Source organism: Parapedobacter indicus, assembly GCF_900113765.1.
In the GTDB taxonomy this organism is placed as follows: domain Bacteria; phylum Bacteroidota; class Bacteroidia; order Sphingobacteriales; family Sphingobacteriaceae; genus Parapedobacter; species Parapedobacter indicus.
In genome coordinates this window covers 43,784-60,541 of sequence record NZ_FOQO01000013.1, presented here as the reverse complement: position 1 = coordinate 60,541, position 16,758 = coordinate 43,784, and the positions used below count along the sequence as shown (strand labels likewise).

General features: G+C 50.6%; 14 protein-coding genes. 8 read left to right on the top strand and 6 right to left on the bottom strand.

Features of this window, described 5'->3' with window-relative positions; translation table 11 throughout:
• Positions 1 to 196 precede the first annotated feature (196 nt).
• From BMZ56_RS22215 to BMZ56_RS22200, 4 genes are all read left to right on the top strand, one after another.
• Positions 197 to 1,678, top strand: coding sequence for a Fic family protein (locus BMZ56_RS22215; RefSeq protein ID WP_090631125.1), 1,482 nt, complete (start codon positions 197 to 199; stop codon positions 1,676 to 1,678).
• A 340-nt stretch (positions 1,679 to 2,018) separates the two neighbouring features.
• Positions 2,019 to 2,864 carry a DNA damage-inducible protein D gene (gene dinD, locus BMZ56_RS22210; protein ID WP_090631389.1) on the top strand — a complete coding sequence of 282 codons (846 nt, stop codon included), beginning with the start codon at positions 2,019 to 2,021 and terminating at the stop codon, positions 2,862 to 2,864.
• A 141-nt stretch (positions 2,865 to 3,005) separates the two neighbouring features.
• Complete coding sequence (locus BMZ56_RS22205) at positions 3,006 to 4,010, top strand: aldo/keto reductase (RefSeq protein ID WP_090631124.1); 1,005 nt, start codon at positions 3,006 to 3,008, stop codon at positions 4,008 to 4,010.
• On the top strand, positions 4,010 to 4,906 hold the full coding sequence (locus BMZ56_RS22200; protein WP_090631121.1) for a helix-turn-helix domain-containing protein: 897 nt from the start codon (positions 4,010 to 4,012) through the stop codon (positions 4,904 to 4,906). Before BMZ56_RS22205 ends, BMZ56_RS22200 begins: the two co-directional genes overlap by 1 nt.
• Before the next feature lie 18 nt (positions 4,907 to 4,924).
• On the opposite strand, the gene BMZ56_RS22195 is transcribed toward BMZ56_RS22200, so the two are convergent.
• Genes BMZ56_RS22195 through BMZ56_RS22180 form a run of 4 tightly spaced genes read right to left on the bottom strand, consistent with a single transcriptional unit; the run spans position 4,925 to position 11,972 of the window.
• On the bottom strand, positions 4,925 to 8,896 hold the full coding sequence (locus BMZ56_RS22195) for a cobaltochelatase subunit CobN (RefSeq protein WP_090631118.1): 3,972 nt from the start codon (positions 8,894 to 8,896) through the stop codon (positions 4,925 to 4,927).
• Positions 8,897 to 9,235: a DUF2149 domain-containing protein gene (locus BMZ56_RS22190; RefSeq protein ID WP_090631115.1), complete on the bottom strand. Its 339-nt coding sequence runs from the start codon at positions 9,233 to 9,235 to the stop codon at positions 8,897 to 8,899.
• Positions 9,213 to 9,809: a MotA/TolQ/ExbB proton channel family protein gene (locus BMZ56_RS22185; protein WP_090631112.1), complete on the bottom strand. Its 597-nt coding sequence runs from the start codon at positions 9,807 to 9,809 to the stop codon at positions 9,213 to 9,215. Before BMZ56_RS22185 ends, BMZ56_RS22190 begins: the two co-directional genes overlap by 23 nt.
• 15 nt (positions 9,810 to 9,824) lie before the next feature.
• On the bottom strand, positions 9,825 to 11,972 hold the full coding sequence (locus BMZ56_RS22180) for a TonB-dependent receptor plug domain-containing protein (protein WP_090631109.1): 2,148 nt from the start codon (positions 11,970 to 11,972) through the stop codon (positions 9,825 to 9,827).
• A 172-nt stretch (positions 11,973 to 12,144) separates the two neighbouring features.
• Between BMZ56_RS22180 and BMZ56_RS22175 the strand changes: the two genes are divergently transcribed.
• On the top strand, positions 12,145 to 12,333 hold the full coding sequence (locus tag BMZ56_RS22175) for a hypothetical protein (RefSeq protein ID WP_090631106.1): 189 nt from the start codon (positions 12,145 to 12,147) through the stop codon (positions 12,331 to 12,333).
• Between the two features lie 18 nt (positions 12,334 to 12,351).
• On the opposite strand, the gene BMZ56_RS22170 is transcribed toward BMZ56_RS22175, so the two are convergent.
• Both BMZ56_RS22170 and BMZ56_RS22165 read right to left on the bottom strand, forming a co-directional pair.
• The gene (locus tag BMZ56_RS22170) at positions 12,352 to 12,909 is read right to left on the bottom strand and encodes a hypothetical protein (RefSeq protein ID WP_090631104.1); all 558 of its coding nucleotides are present in this window, start codon (positions 12,907 to 12,909) and stop codon (positions 12,352 to 12,354) included.
• Between the two features lie 94 nt (positions 12,910 to 13,003).
• Complete coding sequence (locus BMZ56_RS22165; protein ID WP_090631386.1) at positions 13,004 to 13,711, bottom strand: protein-L-isoaspartate(D-aspartate) O-methyltransferase; 708 nt, start codon at positions 13,709 to 13,711, stop codon at positions 13,004 to 13,006.
• A gap of 474 nt (positions 13,712 to 14,185) precedes the next feature.
• Here BMZ56_RS22165 and BMZ56_RS22160 point away from each other — a divergent pair, with 474 nt between their 5' ends.
• The 3 genes from BMZ56_RS22160 (at position 14,186) to BMZ56_RS22150 (ending at position 16,467) form a co-directional block, all read left to right on the top strand.
• On the top strand, positions 14,186 to 14,404 hold the full coding sequence (locus BMZ56_RS22160; protein WP_090631102.1) for a PLDc N-terminal domain-containing protein: 219 nt from the start codon (positions 14,186 to 14,188) through the stop codon (positions 14,402 to 14,404).
• 173 nt (positions 14,405 to 14,577) lie between these two features.
• Entirely contained in the window at positions 14,578 to 15,183 is a 606-nt protein-coding gene (locus tag BMZ56_RS22155; RefSeq protein ID WP_177195264.1) for an RNA polymerase sigma factor, read from the top strand.
• A gap of 72 nt (positions 15,184 to 15,255) precedes the next feature.
• Positions 15,256 to 16,467: a FecR family protein gene (locus BMZ56_RS22150; protein WP_090631095.1), complete on the top strand. Its 1,212-nt coding sequence runs from the start codon at positions 15,256 to 15,258 to the stop codon at positions 16,465 to 16,467.
• Positions 16,468 to 16,758: the final 291 nt, after the last annotated feature.

Below are 16,758 nucleotides of genomic sequence, written 5' to 3'. Positions count from 1 at the left end.
AATAATCAGGTCAGATGTTAAACTTACCCGCTATGCTTGTTACCCATTGTCCCAGAATTTCAAAACTGAGGGAAGCACGGCTACGTCTGTTAATCGGAAAAATTCCTATATTTGTCTTAATTAGTTTTAAAAATCACCCAACGCAAAGATGGTTTACTTGATTTAATTAGAAAAATTCCCCTAAAAGTAAAGCGGTATGGATAAGAATGTTCCCCTTCATTTACAGGATATTATTTTCTCGTCTAGTGACAAAGCGATCAGTAGGACGATATCTATCCTCCTGAAAGAAGGGAAAATCCGAAAGATTGCGCCGAGAATTTACACACCACAGCTAGATGGGGACCCGGCCGATATCATACGCCCCCATATCTTTAGGATTATCGGACATCTCTTTCCGGGGATTTTACTAAGCCACCGATCCGCATTGGAATATAGGCCGACATCTACCGGCGATCTATTCTTGACATACACGTATAGCAGAAATGTGAAACTGCCAGGCATAACCTTGAATATAATGAAAGGTGTAGGCGCCATAGCAGGTGATAACCTATTTACTGAAGGCTTGTACGTTTCTCAATCGGAACGTGCTATTTTGGAGAATTTGCAGGAATCAAGGCGGCCGGGGCCGCAATCAAAGGTATTACCCCTCCCGCAGATAGAGGAACGTCTTGAACAGATCGTAGTTGCCAAAGGAGAAGAAGGTTTAAACGCGCTACGGGATAAGGCACGAACAATCGGGCAGTCGGTCGGAATGGAAAAGGAATTCGAGAAGCTGGATAAATTAATCGGTGCATTATTAGCAACCAAGCCTTCGGGTATCTTGACATCCCCTGTCGCCATGGCGAGGGCCTTCGGGCATCCCTATGATTCGGAACGGATAAGTCTTTTTGAAACCCTGTTTGTGGAATTGCAAAACCGGGTGTTTAGTGAGGTTCCGGAGAGGAACCTGACGGCGACGGCATTTAGAAACGTTGCCTTTTTTGAAAGCTATTTTTCCAATTACATTGAGGGTACCAAATTTGAAGTGGAAGAGGCGTTGAAGATCATTGAAACGGGAAAACCAATGCCAACACGTGATGAAGATTCACACGATGTGCTTGGTACTTACCAAGTGGTGAGTAACCGCATGGAAATGTCCATAACCCCGGAGCGTGCAGACCAGTTGCTGGATATCCTACGATACCGCCATAAAGTTATGCTGAGTGGAAGGCCATCCAAGAATCCCGGTGAATTCAAAGATAGGAATAACCGTGCAGGGAATACGGAGTTCGTCGACTTCTCGTTGGTAAGGGGAACTTTGATACGGGGCTTTGAATTCTATCGTGCAATTGAAGATCCATTTGCAAAGGCAGCTTTTATGATGTTCATGGTAAGCGAGGTACATCCCTTTCTTGATGGGAATGGCCGTGTGGCCAGGGTGATGATGAACGCTGAACTGGTCAAAGCGCAACAGACGAAAATCATTATACCAACGGTATTCCGAACGGATTATTTGGGTGCCCTACGGCAATTGACGCGCCGGCGGCTTCCCGACACCTATATTAGGATGCTACAACGGGCGCAATTATTTAGTGCAACGCTAATCGGAGAAAACGTAGAAGTGATGCAGGACGTGCTGACAAAAAGCAATGCATTCGAAGAAGGAGATGACTATATTTTAAGGATTGTCGCTCCTTAGTTGGGGTGTCATCGGGACGATGTAATCTGAGAAAATTTCCAAATCTCCTGAGGTATTCGGAAAAATTCCTATTTTGCTTCATCGTTTAGGAATTAAAGTGTTTTTTTCCCTTGTTCCAGATCACGCACAAATTTCAATCCCCACTCCTGGATATATTTCAATTACTCTGACTTTATCCGCGACTTCTTACTGCCCAAAAAGGAAGCATTGTGGACGCTGAGGCGGGATTAACAGGGTCGGAATTGCAGATTTCTTGAAGCTAGAGTGTTTTGCTAAGAATTTTTGCTTTTTGTTTAACAAAATGTATCTTTGTCATATAAACCAAAACAACAACCTGCTCATGGCAAAACGATTACAAGCACAAAGTGTTTTCGAACAGATTAATCAGGTCGATGCTGATGGAAATGAGTTTTGGAGTGCTCGGGATTTAGGCAAGGTGCTTGGGTATCTAGAATATAGAAATTTTAAGCCCGTCATTACTAAAGCCAAAGAGGCATGCAAAAACAGCAATCAAGACGTATTAGACCATTTCGTGCAAGTCCACGAAATGGTTAAAATAGGACTGGGCGCGGAAAGAAAAATCGAAGATATAAAGCTCTCCCGCTATGCTTGCTATCTCATTGTCCAAAATGCAGACCCCGGAAAAGAAGTGGTTGCTCTGGGGCAGACTTACTTTGCTGTACAGACGCGTATACAGGAAATCCAACAGATGGAAGCCTACAATAGGCTGGCAACGGAAGAAGAGAAGCGATTATTCCTACGCAACGAGTTGAGCAGACACAACACACAGCTTGCTGCAGCGGCAAAAAATGCCGGTGTGGTAGAACCGGTGGATTATGCGATATTCCAAAACCATGGTTACAAAGGGTTGTACGGTGGGTTAGACGCTAAAGCAATACACACACGAAAAGGACTTAAGAAAAGCCAACAGATTTTGGACCATATGGGCAGCACTGAGCTGGCAGCAAATCTTTTCCGCGCCACGCAAACAGAGGAGAAGTTGCGGCGGGAGAATATCAAAGGGAAGACCGCAGCCAACCAGACGCATTATGAAGTGGGCAAAACCGTCCGCAAAACGATAAAGGAATTGGGAGGTACGATGCCTGAAGATCTCCCAACGGCGGATAGTATTAAAAAACTGGAAAAAGGAAAAGAAATTAAAAAGGTTAAAGGGAAAAAGCCTTAATTTAAACCACACAACGGATAATAATATTTATGATCCGGTGGCGTCATGGGATAACGTGCATTTTGCAAACAATATTCGGGGTTTTGCATACAAGATCTTTGCACATCTTAACGAATTTTGAATCGTTAAGACAGCAGAATTATGGAGATTAGAAAAATAGCATTAGGAGACCAGGGTTTGGTTGTACCGAATATCGGTTTAGGTTGTATGGGCATGACGGGTTTTGAAGAGGGCCACATGTATGGTCCGGCAGATGAACAGGAATCCATCGCTACCATCCACCGCTCGCTGGAATTGGGTGGAAATTTCTTGGATACGGCAGATTTGTATGGCCCCTTTAAAAATGAACAGCTTATTGCCAAGGCCGTTGCCAATAAGCGTGACCAGTATATTATTGCAACCAAATTTGGCTGGGAGATTGATGATCACGATAAAGTGACCTGGGCCATTAACGGTAAAAAGGAATATGTAAAAAAGGCGGTGGAGCGCTCACTGAAAAACCTCAAAACGGATTTCATCGATTTATACTATACGCACCGGCTGGATAAGAATACACCGATTGAGGAAACCGTAGGCGCCATGAGTGAATTGGTTAAGGAAGGGAAAATCGGTTATATTGGTCTATCGGAGGTATCATCAGAAACCGTAAAACGGGCACATGCCGTTCACCCGGTAACTGCTGTGCAAAGTGAATACTCCTTATTTGAGCGTACTGTTGAAGAGCGCGGTGTTTTAAACACGTTAAAGGATTTGGGCGTAGGCTTTGTGGCTTATTCACCGCTCGGCCGCGGGTTTTTATCCGGTCAAATCAAAAGTATAGACGATCTCCCTGAAAATGATTTTCGCAGAGCGATTCCGCGGTTTCAGGAAGCGCATTTTTACAAGAATATCGAATTGGTAAAAGCGATTGAGGCATTAGCTGTAGAAAAGAATGTGACATCTTCTCAACTTGCACTGGCATGGATCATCAGTAAAGGTATTGTTCCGATACCCGGAACAAAACGCCGTCAGTATCTGGAGCAAAATCTGGAGGCCACGCTTATCGAATTAAATGAATCGGATTTGTTGCGATTAGAAAGCATTGTGCCACTTGGTACCGATACCGGTAAGCCTTATGATGAATTTAGTATGGGTTTGATTGACTAATGAACGCTATTAAATCAATTTCTCAGTTCCATCATCTTTTATCGCTTCCCGAGCCCCTGCATCCGCTGGTTAGTGTCATTAATCTGGATCATTGCATTTTTTTGGAAGATGAAATCTGGAAAGGATTTGTGAACCGCTTTTATTGTGTGGCATTAAAAAGGGAAGCTACCGGAAAAATCAGATACGGACAGCAGCACTATGATTACGATAAAGGTGTGCTAAGTTTTACTGCGCCTAACCAAGTTCAGCACCTCGATTTGCAAGCCACGGAATGTGGTTCAGGTTATTTGCTGATTTTTCATCCCGATTTTTTATTGAAACATAGCTTGGCCACCAGCATCCATCAATATGGCTTTTTCTCTTATTCCGTAAATGAAGCGTTACATTTATCGGCAGAAGAAGAGGAAAATCTTGTGACCATTCTGGATAAAATCGACAAAGAGTGTATGCACATCGACAGGCATACGCAAAAAATTATTCTTTCGCAGATTGAACTGCTGTTGGACTACTCAAACCGTTTTTACGAACGCCAGTTTATTACGCGTAAAAACAACAATCATCAATTGTTAGCGAAATTTCATCACCTGGTTGATGAGTATTTTAGCGGGGGGCAAACAGAAACTCGCGGCTTGTTGACTGTGCAGCACATCGCAGAGTTGATGAATCTCTCTCCCAACTACTTGAGTGATTTACTTCGGGTACACACGGGTCAGAATACACAACAACATATTCACGAGAAATTAATAGATCAGGCTAAAGAGAGATTGTCAACAACCAATTTATCGGTCAGTGAAATTGCTTATGCGCTGGGTTTTGAACACGCGCAATCTTTTAGTACGCTTTTTAAGAAAAAAACGAGTATGTCGCCAATTGAGTTTCGGCAGGCTTTTAATTAATGCAGAACCTTTTCGGCTTCAACTCCGTTCCCGTTTCAGCAAGAATCCGAGCGCAAACACCGCAAGCAGTATGATGATCGTACTCCAGTCTGCTTCACCGTCCATGGGCTGGCTTTCGGCGGTTGAGAACAAGTTCTCCTCTTCCATTTTGTATCCGTGCCTTACTGGCGGCACGGTTTGGGGTGCTGTCGCTTTTGGCTTGGCCGCCCGCGTCTCAGACTTAGTGGGCTGACGGTGCTGCCCGCCTGTCTCCGGTGTCTGGGCCTTCGCCATTTGTGTCGCACTTTTCGGTGCGGCGGTCTCGGCGCCTTGTATCTGCCCGAGCTGTCGGTGGAGCGAGCGGAGTGCCGCTTGACCGTCCGTGCCCGCCGTCCGCTGCTCGACAAAGGAAAGTAGCTGCTCGTTGCCGCATACCTGATCTGAACAGGAGAGACCTGTGGCCTCCACGGTCTCCAGGTAAGCCGATGTCAGGCTGTTCAAGGTAGCCTCATCCGGTGTCCAATAGTCTTTGCGCACTACCTCCAACATCCGGGCGAGCATTCCCTGATAGGCATACACGTTGTCTGCGTCTTCGAAGCGCTGCCTGATGTCCAGCGCATATTTGTCGGCCACATACACATCGTGCCATTCCTGCCAGTCTTCGGCCCTGATGGCTTGGTCTGTCGTGGCCTGCCAGCCCCACATATTGTCCGTGATTTGCCCCACCATCCTCGCCCCGGCATACCCCTCGTCCAGCATGTTCGTGATCCAGGTGGGGTTGAGGTACCGCGTGTTCATTTCCCTGCCGATGAACCGATCGAGGGATTCTTGGCGCGTGGCGGCCGGATCGGTCAGGTTGCTCACCACCACATCGGGTTCTGTGCCATCCAGCGTTTTTATCGCCAGCGTCATCCCGCCGAGATATTGGAAGAAGTCGTCGTTGTCGAGCACGCCATACACATTGGTAGACCGGCTATGCACCACCGCCTTGGTGCCCGAGAGCGTCTGCCGGAATAGGGAAAGGGCTAGGTCTTTACCCGTCATCTCGCTGACGGTGCTGTCGTTGGCCCCCCAGAATCCCTGTCCATACAGGTGCCCCGATCGGTTGAAGTAAACATCCGCGATCTCGCGGCTATCCTCCCACTGATCAGACGCCTGCACGGCGTTGTCCACACCGATGCCATAGGTGCCACTGGCGGTGCCGAACAGCCGCACCAAGGCCAGCCGGCTGCGCAGCTCGGGGTCGTCCACGCCGAGGCTGTCCAGCTGGCGGACCGTCGAATCGACGTGCAGCCGGATGACATTGTCCGGTTCCGGGGCTTGGTAGGCTAGCGTTACGGCCTGGTCTAGCAGATTCATTACCTGCGGGAACATGTCGCGATACAGACCCGAAGGGGTGACCACTACATCTACGCGTGGCCGGCCCAGGCTGTCCCGCGGGATGAGCTCCACGCCCTTTACTTTTCCGAAGCCATCATAGGTGGGTCGCACGCCCAGCAGGCTTAAAATCTGGGATTCCATAATCCCCTCATGCCGGATGGTTTCTACGGACCATAGGTTGAAAGCCACCTTGTCGGGATAAGTGCTCTGATGCTTTTGCACGAAGTCGCTGACCAACTGGTCGGCCAGCGTACGGCCCATCTCATAGATCTCTGCGGTCGGCATCCGCGAAGCATCGAATGCGTAGAAATTCTTGCCGGTCGGCAACGCATCGGGGTTCCGGATTGGGTCGTTCCCGAGGGAGGGCGCGATGAATTTACCGTCAAGCGCATCCAACAGGGCCTGCATCTCGGCGTCGCCGCTCCGCATGATGCGCTCGTAGAACTCAGCCGCCAGCGCTTCGGATTCTTCGGCCGACAGCCCCTTTTGCCTGCTGGCCATCGCCAAGGCCGTCGAGCGGGCTTTCTCCGTATCGGGAGAAACTCCAAAGGTATGCATGCCCATGGGGGTCTGTTTCTCGTTCAGCTCCTGCAGGTAATGTTCAAGCCGGTCTACGTCCTCAGCCCGCACCTCCGCGGAGAGGTCCAGGTCGCGCAGGATATTGGCCTTCCTCGCCAGGCGGTTGATCGCTTTGAGGTGCGCATCTGCCAGCAAGGGGCTTTTTTCCACGGCGGTGCTGTAGTCGTTTATCGCACCCGCCAGCTCGCGCAGCTCCGGGCGCAGTCCGGCTTCCTTGAAGGGGGGCGTCAAGTGGTCGATGATGATGGCCCCGCCCCGCCGTTTGGCCTGCGTTCCTTCGCCCACGTTGTCCATGATATACGGATAGATGTTGATCAGCGAACCCAGCAGCGCATCTGGCGCGTCGGCGTCGTCAAGGCCGGCTTCGCGCCCGGAGAGCCACTCCAGCGTGCCATGGGTGCCTAGGTGGATCAGCGCATCGGCCTGTTGCTGCTGCAGGTACAGGTAGAACGCGATGTATTGGTGATGCGGCGGCAGGGTCACGTCGTGGAACAGCGCTTCTTCGTCTTCGTCCCAGCCCCTGGCGGGTTGGGGCATGAGCTGCAAGTTGCCTAAGGCAACCCGGGGCAGCACGAAAAAGCGTTGCTGGCGGTCATCGGTCCATACCATGATCCGCGCCGAATCCGGCTCGCCCCATTTCCGCACCACCTCCTGCCGGAAGCGGGGGTGCAGGCCTGCGAACCATTCCTTGTATTGGGCCAGGGGAACCATTACCGGGTCCTCCTCGCGGACCAGGCGCGCCAGCTCGCCGGGTGCCCAGGTGCCGATGTTCCGCCCGCCCGACAGTACCCGCTCGAGGAGCCAGTCTTCGGTCGTCTCCTCACGGCCCAGGTTATAGTCAGCTTGCTTTAGGGCATGCACGATACGATGTATGCTCTTGGGCAATACATTGAGGTAGCTGGCACCGATATTATGCTTTCCCGGGTGCCCGTTATAGTAGATCAGCGTGATTTTCTTATCGGTATTCGCTTTGGTACGCAAGGCCGTCCAAGCCTTTACGCGGTTTACCAGGTGGGTTATCCGTCCGGGCAGTACGGTTTTCCGCTGGTAGCGGATGCCCTGGCTATCCGTTACGGTTTCTTGGGTAGCCATGACCGTGGGCTGCACCTGGCCCATGATCTCGGGCCGGGCAAGCGTCCGGATCCGATCGGTCACGGGAATCCCTACGGTCGACCGTTCCCACTCGGCCAGGGGCTGCGAGAGGGTTATCCCGTTGATTACGGGCACGCCGAGCTGCGTAAACGCCTCCGCCAGTTTTTCGGGAGCCCCTCCAGGGAGGGAGGAATAATTGACCAGCACCATTATCCGCGCCTTTCCATCGCCATCAAGGCAGAAATCGCGGATCGATTTTTCCAAGGGGAAGCCATAAAACAGCAGCACGTTGAATCCGGCGTCGGCAAGACCCCGGGCATATGCCTTGAGGTAGTCGGCCTGTTCGGTAACGAATTCGTACCGGAACCCATACAGGCCCACCCAAGGGGCGTCTGGCGACTCTGTTGCATGCGCCTGCCGGAATGTTTCGAAGTCTTGGAAGAGCTCGCCTGTGCGCCAGTCAACGATGGCATGGTCCGGGAACGCCTGGGGTGCCGGCGGGTTGAACGAAGTACCTTCATGCCGATTGCAGAGAAACTGTACCATGGCGGCGATATTAGCCGGACTGGGATGCTCGTAATATGCATCCACTGTCGCATCGAATCGCATGCCCATGGCTTTGTAGTTGGCCGCCTCGGGCGTGGTGCCCACGGCATATACCGTACCTCCGGCAGCCATGGCCTCCTCCAGTTGCGTGGCGAACCGCTGCACGACCTGTCCGGTGTGCACATAACACACTACGATTGCCGCCGATGCGATCTCCGCTTGCCCATGCTGTGCCGTTACGATCTCAAAACGATCCCCGAAGCCCGGTTCGCCCGCCAAGATGGCGATGGCATCGGCCACTGGCTTGCTGTAGTTGTCTGATACGAGCAGGGCAATCCGCGTGGGTTTCTCCTGCTGGTGGGCCACTACGGGCAGCAGCCAGAGACTGCATAACCATATACAGATGCTTCTCATTTATTCTTCGGGAATGTAGATAACCTGCCCATCGTCCAGCTGATACGCCGTACCCAGGCGTTCGCCCTGCCCCGCAGCCTGCTCGGGCGATATCCGTTTCACCTTCACCTCCCTGCCTTTTTTGCTGATGATCTCCATTTGCCCATCCTTGTTTTTCTTGGTCAATGTCAGTTCGGTTTCCGGATTGAACAGGTCCAGCACGTTCAGCGCCGACATGAGGGCCACAATCATGGCCACGATGAGCACCACGCTGATGTCGAATAAATTGGCAACCCCGCTGATGGGGTCCTCCAGTGGCACGGGACTGCTGCCCGTCTTATTTCTGTTGAGCAATCTCATCTCGTTCTACCGTTAGTTGTCCATTTCTTGCCGGCCTTGCGGTTGCCGTCCGCAGCCGTCGCTCCAAAATAGCCTCGCAGGCCAGGAAGTCCGTTGATAGCCATTGCTCCCGCTTCAGGGAGATCAGGTAAGCCACGATGCCGCAGACCAATCCGATGATCGTGGCAGTAAAGGCCGTGACCATATGGCTGGCCATGGCCGACATATCGCCGGTTGACAGGGTCGACAGCGACTGACCCATGGGGATGAGTGTGCCGACCAATCCGAGCGAGGGTGCTATTTTTACTAGGAACCGGACCCGATCCAGCTTGGCGTTTTCCGCTTTTTCCCAAGCCTGCACCAACTCGGTGAGGTTGATGTCTGCCGCATCGTGTGCCAAGATCCGCGCGATTTCCGTTTCGTTCGTTTTCAGAAACGCATCGACCCGGCCCCGTTTCTTACGCGACCGCCACTCGGCGGCAAAGGCCCCCATTGACCAGACTACCCATATGACCATCAGCAAAAGCCCCAGAAAGACCGGCAGATGCAGCAGGTTTCCGATTTGGAACAACAGTTCTTCGATAAATTCAATCATGTTTTCTGCGATTCGTTACAATTCATAGTTGATGCCCAGGAAGAGCGTTCGGCCGGGTGCGTGGTAATAGCTTGTGGGCGACGTGTAGCTGCCATAGTACAGCTTATCGAACAGGTTGTTTACGGTGAAGTTGAGGCCGATGGGGCCAACCCTTTTCGCCAACTTCAAGTCGAACACGCTTACAGCATCCATTTTCTTCTCAGCGGTGTTTTCCAAGTCGCCGAAAAACGAGCCGGTATGCCGCCCCCATAAACTGATGTGCCCGATACGGGGATTGTCGTAGATCAGTGCCCCCGAGTAGATGTGGCGCGGATTGTCGCTCATCTCCTTGCCTTCGTATTCGGGATTCGTTTCGTATTTGTCGATTTTGGATTGGTTGTGGAAATAGCTGGCCTGTACCGATACGGACGGAAATAGGCGGTACCTGGCCGAGCTTTCCAGGCCCCAGAGATTGACTGAACCGATGTTGATGTACTGCCTGACCGGAAGATTGCCGGGATCGAAGTAATCGGGCACATCCGCCGCATCGATTAGCACGGCCGCGAGAAAGTCGCTATACTGCGAACCGTATATGCTGGCCGAAAGTTCAAGCTTGTCATCCAACTGGAAATCCGCCCCGAAATCGATCGAATAGCGCATGCGCTCCGGTTTCAGGGCCGGATTTCCGAGGCGGAAAGACGATCCGAGTGGTGCGGCGTTATACATGTAGAAGGCGCCCGGCGCACGGAAGCCGGTGGCGTATACCGAGCGTATCCGCAAGTTGGGGAGCAGATCGTAGGTAAGCCCCACCTTGGGGGTCAGCATGGAAGAGCTTGCATTGTCGTAGTCGATGACCACCGCCTCACCCGATTGGGTATCGAGGAAATGTCCGTTGCGGTTTGACCAGTGGTCGAACCGCAAGCCCAGGTTGGCATGCAGTTTTGAGGTAAGGCTTACGTCATCGTTCAGGAAGAACGAGATGAAGTCCTGCCTACCGCTGAAGTTTTGATCGCCCTGACTGGGATAGTTCTTTCGGGATACCACCTCCGTAAACCGGAAGTCGGCACCAAGCGTGATATCATTGTTCCATACCCGGTGGCTTACCTTGGCGATCATCCCGTAGGTATCCAGCGGTACCCGCGAGCTATAATTGACATCGTTGAAGGTATTTGCGCTTTCGTTCCACCTTAAGGCCTGGGATGACCGGTTTTGTACGTTATAATAGACGAGGATGTCTGGCGCAAAATCCGCCTGTACGTTACGGTAGCGCAATTGGTAGTTGCCCGTAAGCGTGCGGTCATCGTAAAGGGTAGTCGTTCCCGACCGTGGCTCCTGCTGGTTGATGTCGGCCGTCGCCGCCAGTGTGGCACCGTTGCTTAAGTCGTACGTCAGCTTCGCATTCACGTTGAGAAGCGACATCTTGGGTTTTTGGAAGTAATCGTTCCACAGGTTGTCCGCCAAATAGGCGTACCCGTCTGTTTGTTTGTACTCGGCGAATGCGATGGCGCCCCAGCGCTCGGCAAACCGTTTACCCAGCTTTACGCTCGCTTGGTAGGTATTCATGGATCCGTATCGGAAATCGGCGCTCAGCACGGGTTCCGCCGCCGGAAGCTGGGTTACCAGGTTGATGGTTCCTCCCATGGAACTGGAACCGTATATGGACGATCCGGGGCCCCTAACGACCTCAATGCGCTCGATGCTGTTGGCGGTTACACTGTTCCATTCGGATACGCCGCCCGTGTACGCATCGTTGATGGGCACACCGTCTTTCAGGATCAACGTACGATTAGCAGCGCCCGTGCCCCGCAGGATGACCCCGGTGTGCGTGCCGGTGGTCGTCAATCCGCGACTGCGATCTACCATCACCCCGGGCAGGAACGCCAATGCCTCGTCGATGGACTGTATTTGCCGTAGTTCGGGGGCGCTTTTTGACAAAATGGACACGCTGGAGGCGATCTGCCTCAACTCCTTGGGGAGGGGCGATGCTGTTATCGAGATCTCATCCAGAAATAGTTTACGGGCTGGCTCGTGGGCAGCTGTATCTACAGAAGGACTTTCAGACGGATCCTGCCGTTTGGTCTCTTGGGAAAACCCGGCAAAGCCGTAAGACAGGGCCATGATAAGCAGCGTAGATAGTCGGGAAAGACCTCCGGCTCGCGTAGATTCAACACGTGAAGTATACATAGTAGGTATAGAATAAGTAAAACGAATGCAATTAAGTTGCAATATTAAAGATTAGATTTTACAAAAGCAACAATGATGCAATAATAATCAGGCGGGAGACACAGAAGTAAGATGGTAAAATACCCAGCGGAAATGTCTATATTAGCAGATTGGCTGAATGATGAGTAAACCTATGGCGACTATACTTAGATTGACGAAATTGGAAGCGGAGGAACCCGTTCGGGTGAATTTTGATAATGTAGCATTCTATCACCGCAAGGGTGAGCATACCTTAATCACGTTTGTATCGCCGAGGTTTCATGAGCATACGCTCACTGTGAAGGAATCGATAGAACAGGTGGACCGGTTGTTGGGGATATAGCGCGGGGAGATGCCACCACTACACCCCAACGACGAACCTGTAAAACGTCTTAACCGTAACGGTTAAGGATTTGGTCGTACCTCTCCTTGGTTTGACATGTAGTGTATAGTCAAACTTTTTCTTCATGATATAGGGTTTCAGATCCACCGCCCCGTCTGTTACAGGAATAGACAGCGCCGTTTCGTATACATCCGGATTGTTGGCGATCTCTGCTATAACCTTCTCTTCAACACCATCGGCTCCGACCGCCATCCGGATCGTTTCCAGGTTCTGGAGGTTGTTGTCCTCGTCTGCATCTGCCAGTTCGATTGTAATACCTGTGAGATTAATCTCCCTGACGTTATTGGCACTGACCAAAGGGGCATTTTTCTGGATGATTGCATCCAGATCCATCGCTACTTCCTGAGTCACTTCAATGCCTTCGCCAGCAATCGGTATCGCCGGTATAGTCACGGTAATAGCCTCTGCTTCATAGTCAAAATCTGCTTTCAGATTTTCTTTGATTTTCTTGCAGGAAGTTAAAAAGCCTGCGGCGAAAATCAAAATGAATACTAAAACTGGATGAATCGTTTTCATATAGTAATGATTATAAATTTTGTGGCAGCGTGAAGTGATTTCATCAGAACGCTCGTTATATTTTAACCAAAATGGATGCCAAAAAGACTTGACCCTATAGATTACTTCCGGATTCTTTTTTTCTTGTAAAGGGTACGAAACGGACGGGGGTTAAGTTCGTTTTGGTGATCCCGCCATCTCGTTTTTCTATTAACATGAGGGTTTGTGTTGATGCTTCGGGGCCGACAGGGATAACCATTCTGCCGCCATCCTTCAGTTGGTCGATAAGCGGCTGAGGAATCTCTTCAGGGGCTGCGGTAACGATGATTGCATCGAAAGGAGCCTTTGTGTGGAGTCCTTTATGACCATCGCCGATGATGACGTGGACATTGTCATAACCCAACTTGTCCAACAATTTTTTTGTTCGCTCGCCGAGTTCGTTGACAATCTCGATCGTGTAAACCTCTTTGACGATTTCGGCCAATATGGCTGCTTGATATCCGGATCCGGTACCGATTTCGAGTACGCGGTCGCCGGCTTTGGGCGCCAGTAATTGCGTCATGTAGGCCACGATGTAAGGCTGCGAGATGGTTTGATGATAACCTATGGGTAACGGTCCGTCATCGTAGGCGTATTTTTGGTATGTGGCGGGGACAAACAAATGACGCTCTACCTTACGCATGGCTTCAAGCGTGGCGGAGTGGTTGATGCCGCGTGTTTCGAGTTGGGTGCGTACCATGGAATTACGTAGCGCGTCATAACGTTGAGCGACAACCGGCTGTAGGATCAAAAAAACAAGTAGTGAGAGTATGAGCGATTTCATTTGCATTGGATAACTATTCGTATAGTTGCCCCAGTGCGCCCTGGGAACAAGCAAATAGGAGCTCGTTGTAACAGTCATTATGAGTTACAATTTTAAAAGGAAAGAGTTTTGGAAAAGGACATGGCTATGTATTCTCCGGTAATGCTCGGCTTTATCGCACGCTTGAAATGTGAAGAATAGCGATAGGATGGCTAAGGAAAACAAGTTGACTTTCATAATTGGTTATTTCGATATGTAAAGATAAACTATGTTTATCAAAAGACGGAAGAGAATAACGAAGTGCTACATGGAGCATATGTATGGAGATGGCAAATAGATTGCTAAAGATAGTTGCTTTTTGATTTCGGGAATGTACCTTTGCGATATAACCAAATGGCGACCTACCCATGGTAAAGAGCACAGATGGAAGTCTGTCGGGATTCCGGATATCGGCACTTTAACGAAGAAAAGCAGTAGCAAGACAGGAAGAAAAATATGACTTTACTTTTTTTGAACCTTGGAACCACGGAACTTATCATCGTACTGCCGTTTTTGGCATTCATGTTTTACAGTCTCTTCCATGCGGCTACGAACATGGCGATACCCGGCACGCATCGGCTGATCTGGGGGCTATTGATTTTAGCTGTTCCCCTGCTCGGCAGTATTGCATATTGGGTGGTGGGAAGGAAGCCTGCCAAGGCAAAAAGATCATGAGGCTGGTAAAAATTTCGACCTTGAAAAAATATAACAGACATAAAATTCGATAACTATGCATCGGGGATGCATTGTAAAGACAATTAGGCTGAAATAAGGTGCAAATCTTTCTGGGATTTTTAGTAAAATTGGGGCGGTTTCATGCCGACCGAACCAATGTATAAATGCAACAGATGGCAACCATGGATGACAACCAACGGCTCATGCAGGATTTCCGAGACGGACGGGGGCACGCCTTTGACCGGTTGATGAAGCAATTTGTCAAGCCGCTGACGTGGCATGTCTACCGGCTATGCAGGAATAAGGAAGTGGCTGAAGACATCGTTGCGGAGACCTTTGCCAAGCTATGGAAGACCCGCGAAAATTTCGGTACCGAGGCCAACGTCAAATCCTTCCTGTATATCGCGGCGCGCAATGCATCGCTGGATTACCTCGGATCGGTGCAGCGCCGGGTCGCGGTGCGGCAAGGCGAGTTGGATGAAGACCTGGTAAGTCGAGATATCGATCCCCTCACCCACATCATACATGCAGAGCTTATCCAGGCCTTGGTGGAGGAAACCGCGCGACTGCCGGAGCGGCAGGGCGATGTCTTCCGGATGACTTACCTTGAAGGCCTCACCACCGAGGAAATCTGCCACCTGTTGGGTATCACCCCCAACGCTGTCTTTCTGGCCAAGAAAAAGGCCACCGCCGCCATCCGCAAGGCCTTCGCCGGGCGGTATCTGCATCTTTACTTGGCACTGGTAAGCCTGCTGAGCAGGGGTGGACAGGTGAATTAAATTTTTTCAACTTTTCGGACTCGCCGAGACAGATTCGCTCACCGATTTCGTTTCCACTAAAAAACGGAAGCATTGGACCAACACGAACGTATCGTCGCGCTACTCAGGAACTACCTGAAAGAAGAACTCACAGCAGCTGAGCGGGCTGAACTTGCGGCTTGGGCAGACCACAAACCCGAAAACCGATGGCTACTCAAACGCATCGGTCAGGAAGATCGGCTCATGGATGATATGAAAGCTTATTGGGACCTCTGGAACGACGAAGAGGCCACCGGTCGCGAACAACGAATTGGCGCAAACTTCCGGGATAAAGCGGAACTGGCCGCACAGTCTCGGGTGCCGTTGAAAACACGGGGATTACGCCGGTGGCTTCCCTATGCTGCGGCCGCTTTGATCGTGTTGGCCGTGGGCTTCTGGGTGGTTGGCAATCGATGGCCGATGGCCGATGACGGAACGCTCGCCGCGACTGAAATTCGACCCGGCGGCAACCGCGCTACGCTCACGCTGGCCGATGGCCGGACGGTTGATCTGAGTGAGGAGCAAAGTGGGATTGTCGTCGGTGATGGGATCACCTATCCCGATGGGACATTGGTTGACGCGTCATTGCGGGAAAGTGTATTGGAAAGCGGCAAAAGCGCAAAGCAATCCCATATGTTGACACTCACTACGCCCAAAGGCGGCACGTACCAAGTTACCCTTCCGGACGGAAGTAAGGTGTGGCTCAATGCCGCCAGCACGATTACATATCCGAGTCGGTTTGCTGGCAACGAACGCGTGGTAGAAATTTCCGGAGAGGCATTTTTGTCGGTGACTACAGACAAAAGTAGGCCCTTTAGTGTAAAAAGTAACGGTCAGATTGTGAAGGTGCTTGGTACAGCGTTCAACCTATCTGCTTACCCCGACGAACCCGAAACCAAAACCACATTAGTGGAAGGAAGTGTACGCGTGGCGCCGAACACCGAACACCAACAATCAATCACCATTCGACCCGGAGAACAAAGTGTCGTCCGCGGTGTAACGGCCATAGTGACCCAGGTAGACGTTGAGCGCTATACATCTTGGAAAAGTGGATATTTTTACTTTAAAAACACTCCATTCAACGAAGTTATGCAACAGCTTGCGCGGTGGTACGACATCGAAGTGATTTACAATGGCAGGATTCCCCAGGAAACCTTTTCCGGCAAGATGGATCGTGATTTGACATTGAACGCAGTGTTGAAGTTATTGAATGTCTCCGAAATCCAGGCACAGATTGCGGACAACGAAAAACTGATTGTCTATTGAGCAATGTATAAAAGATGCTGTATAACCAACTAAAGACTTAACTTAATGAGGATGCATATGGAGACATAGAAACTATATACCAGTCCGTAAAAAACAAAGGGAAGTGCTGTGAACACTCCCCCATTGTTTGGACATTATCGGTTTACAAACCGCGATTCAGTAACCAATTTTTTTACTATCCAAACGTACAAACGTAATGATAAATTATGGATTTTCCGAGCGGAGTATGTTGTCCTCCGTTGGGAAACACAACCAATTGTGGCGAATTATGAGGCTCACGTCTTTTCTTTT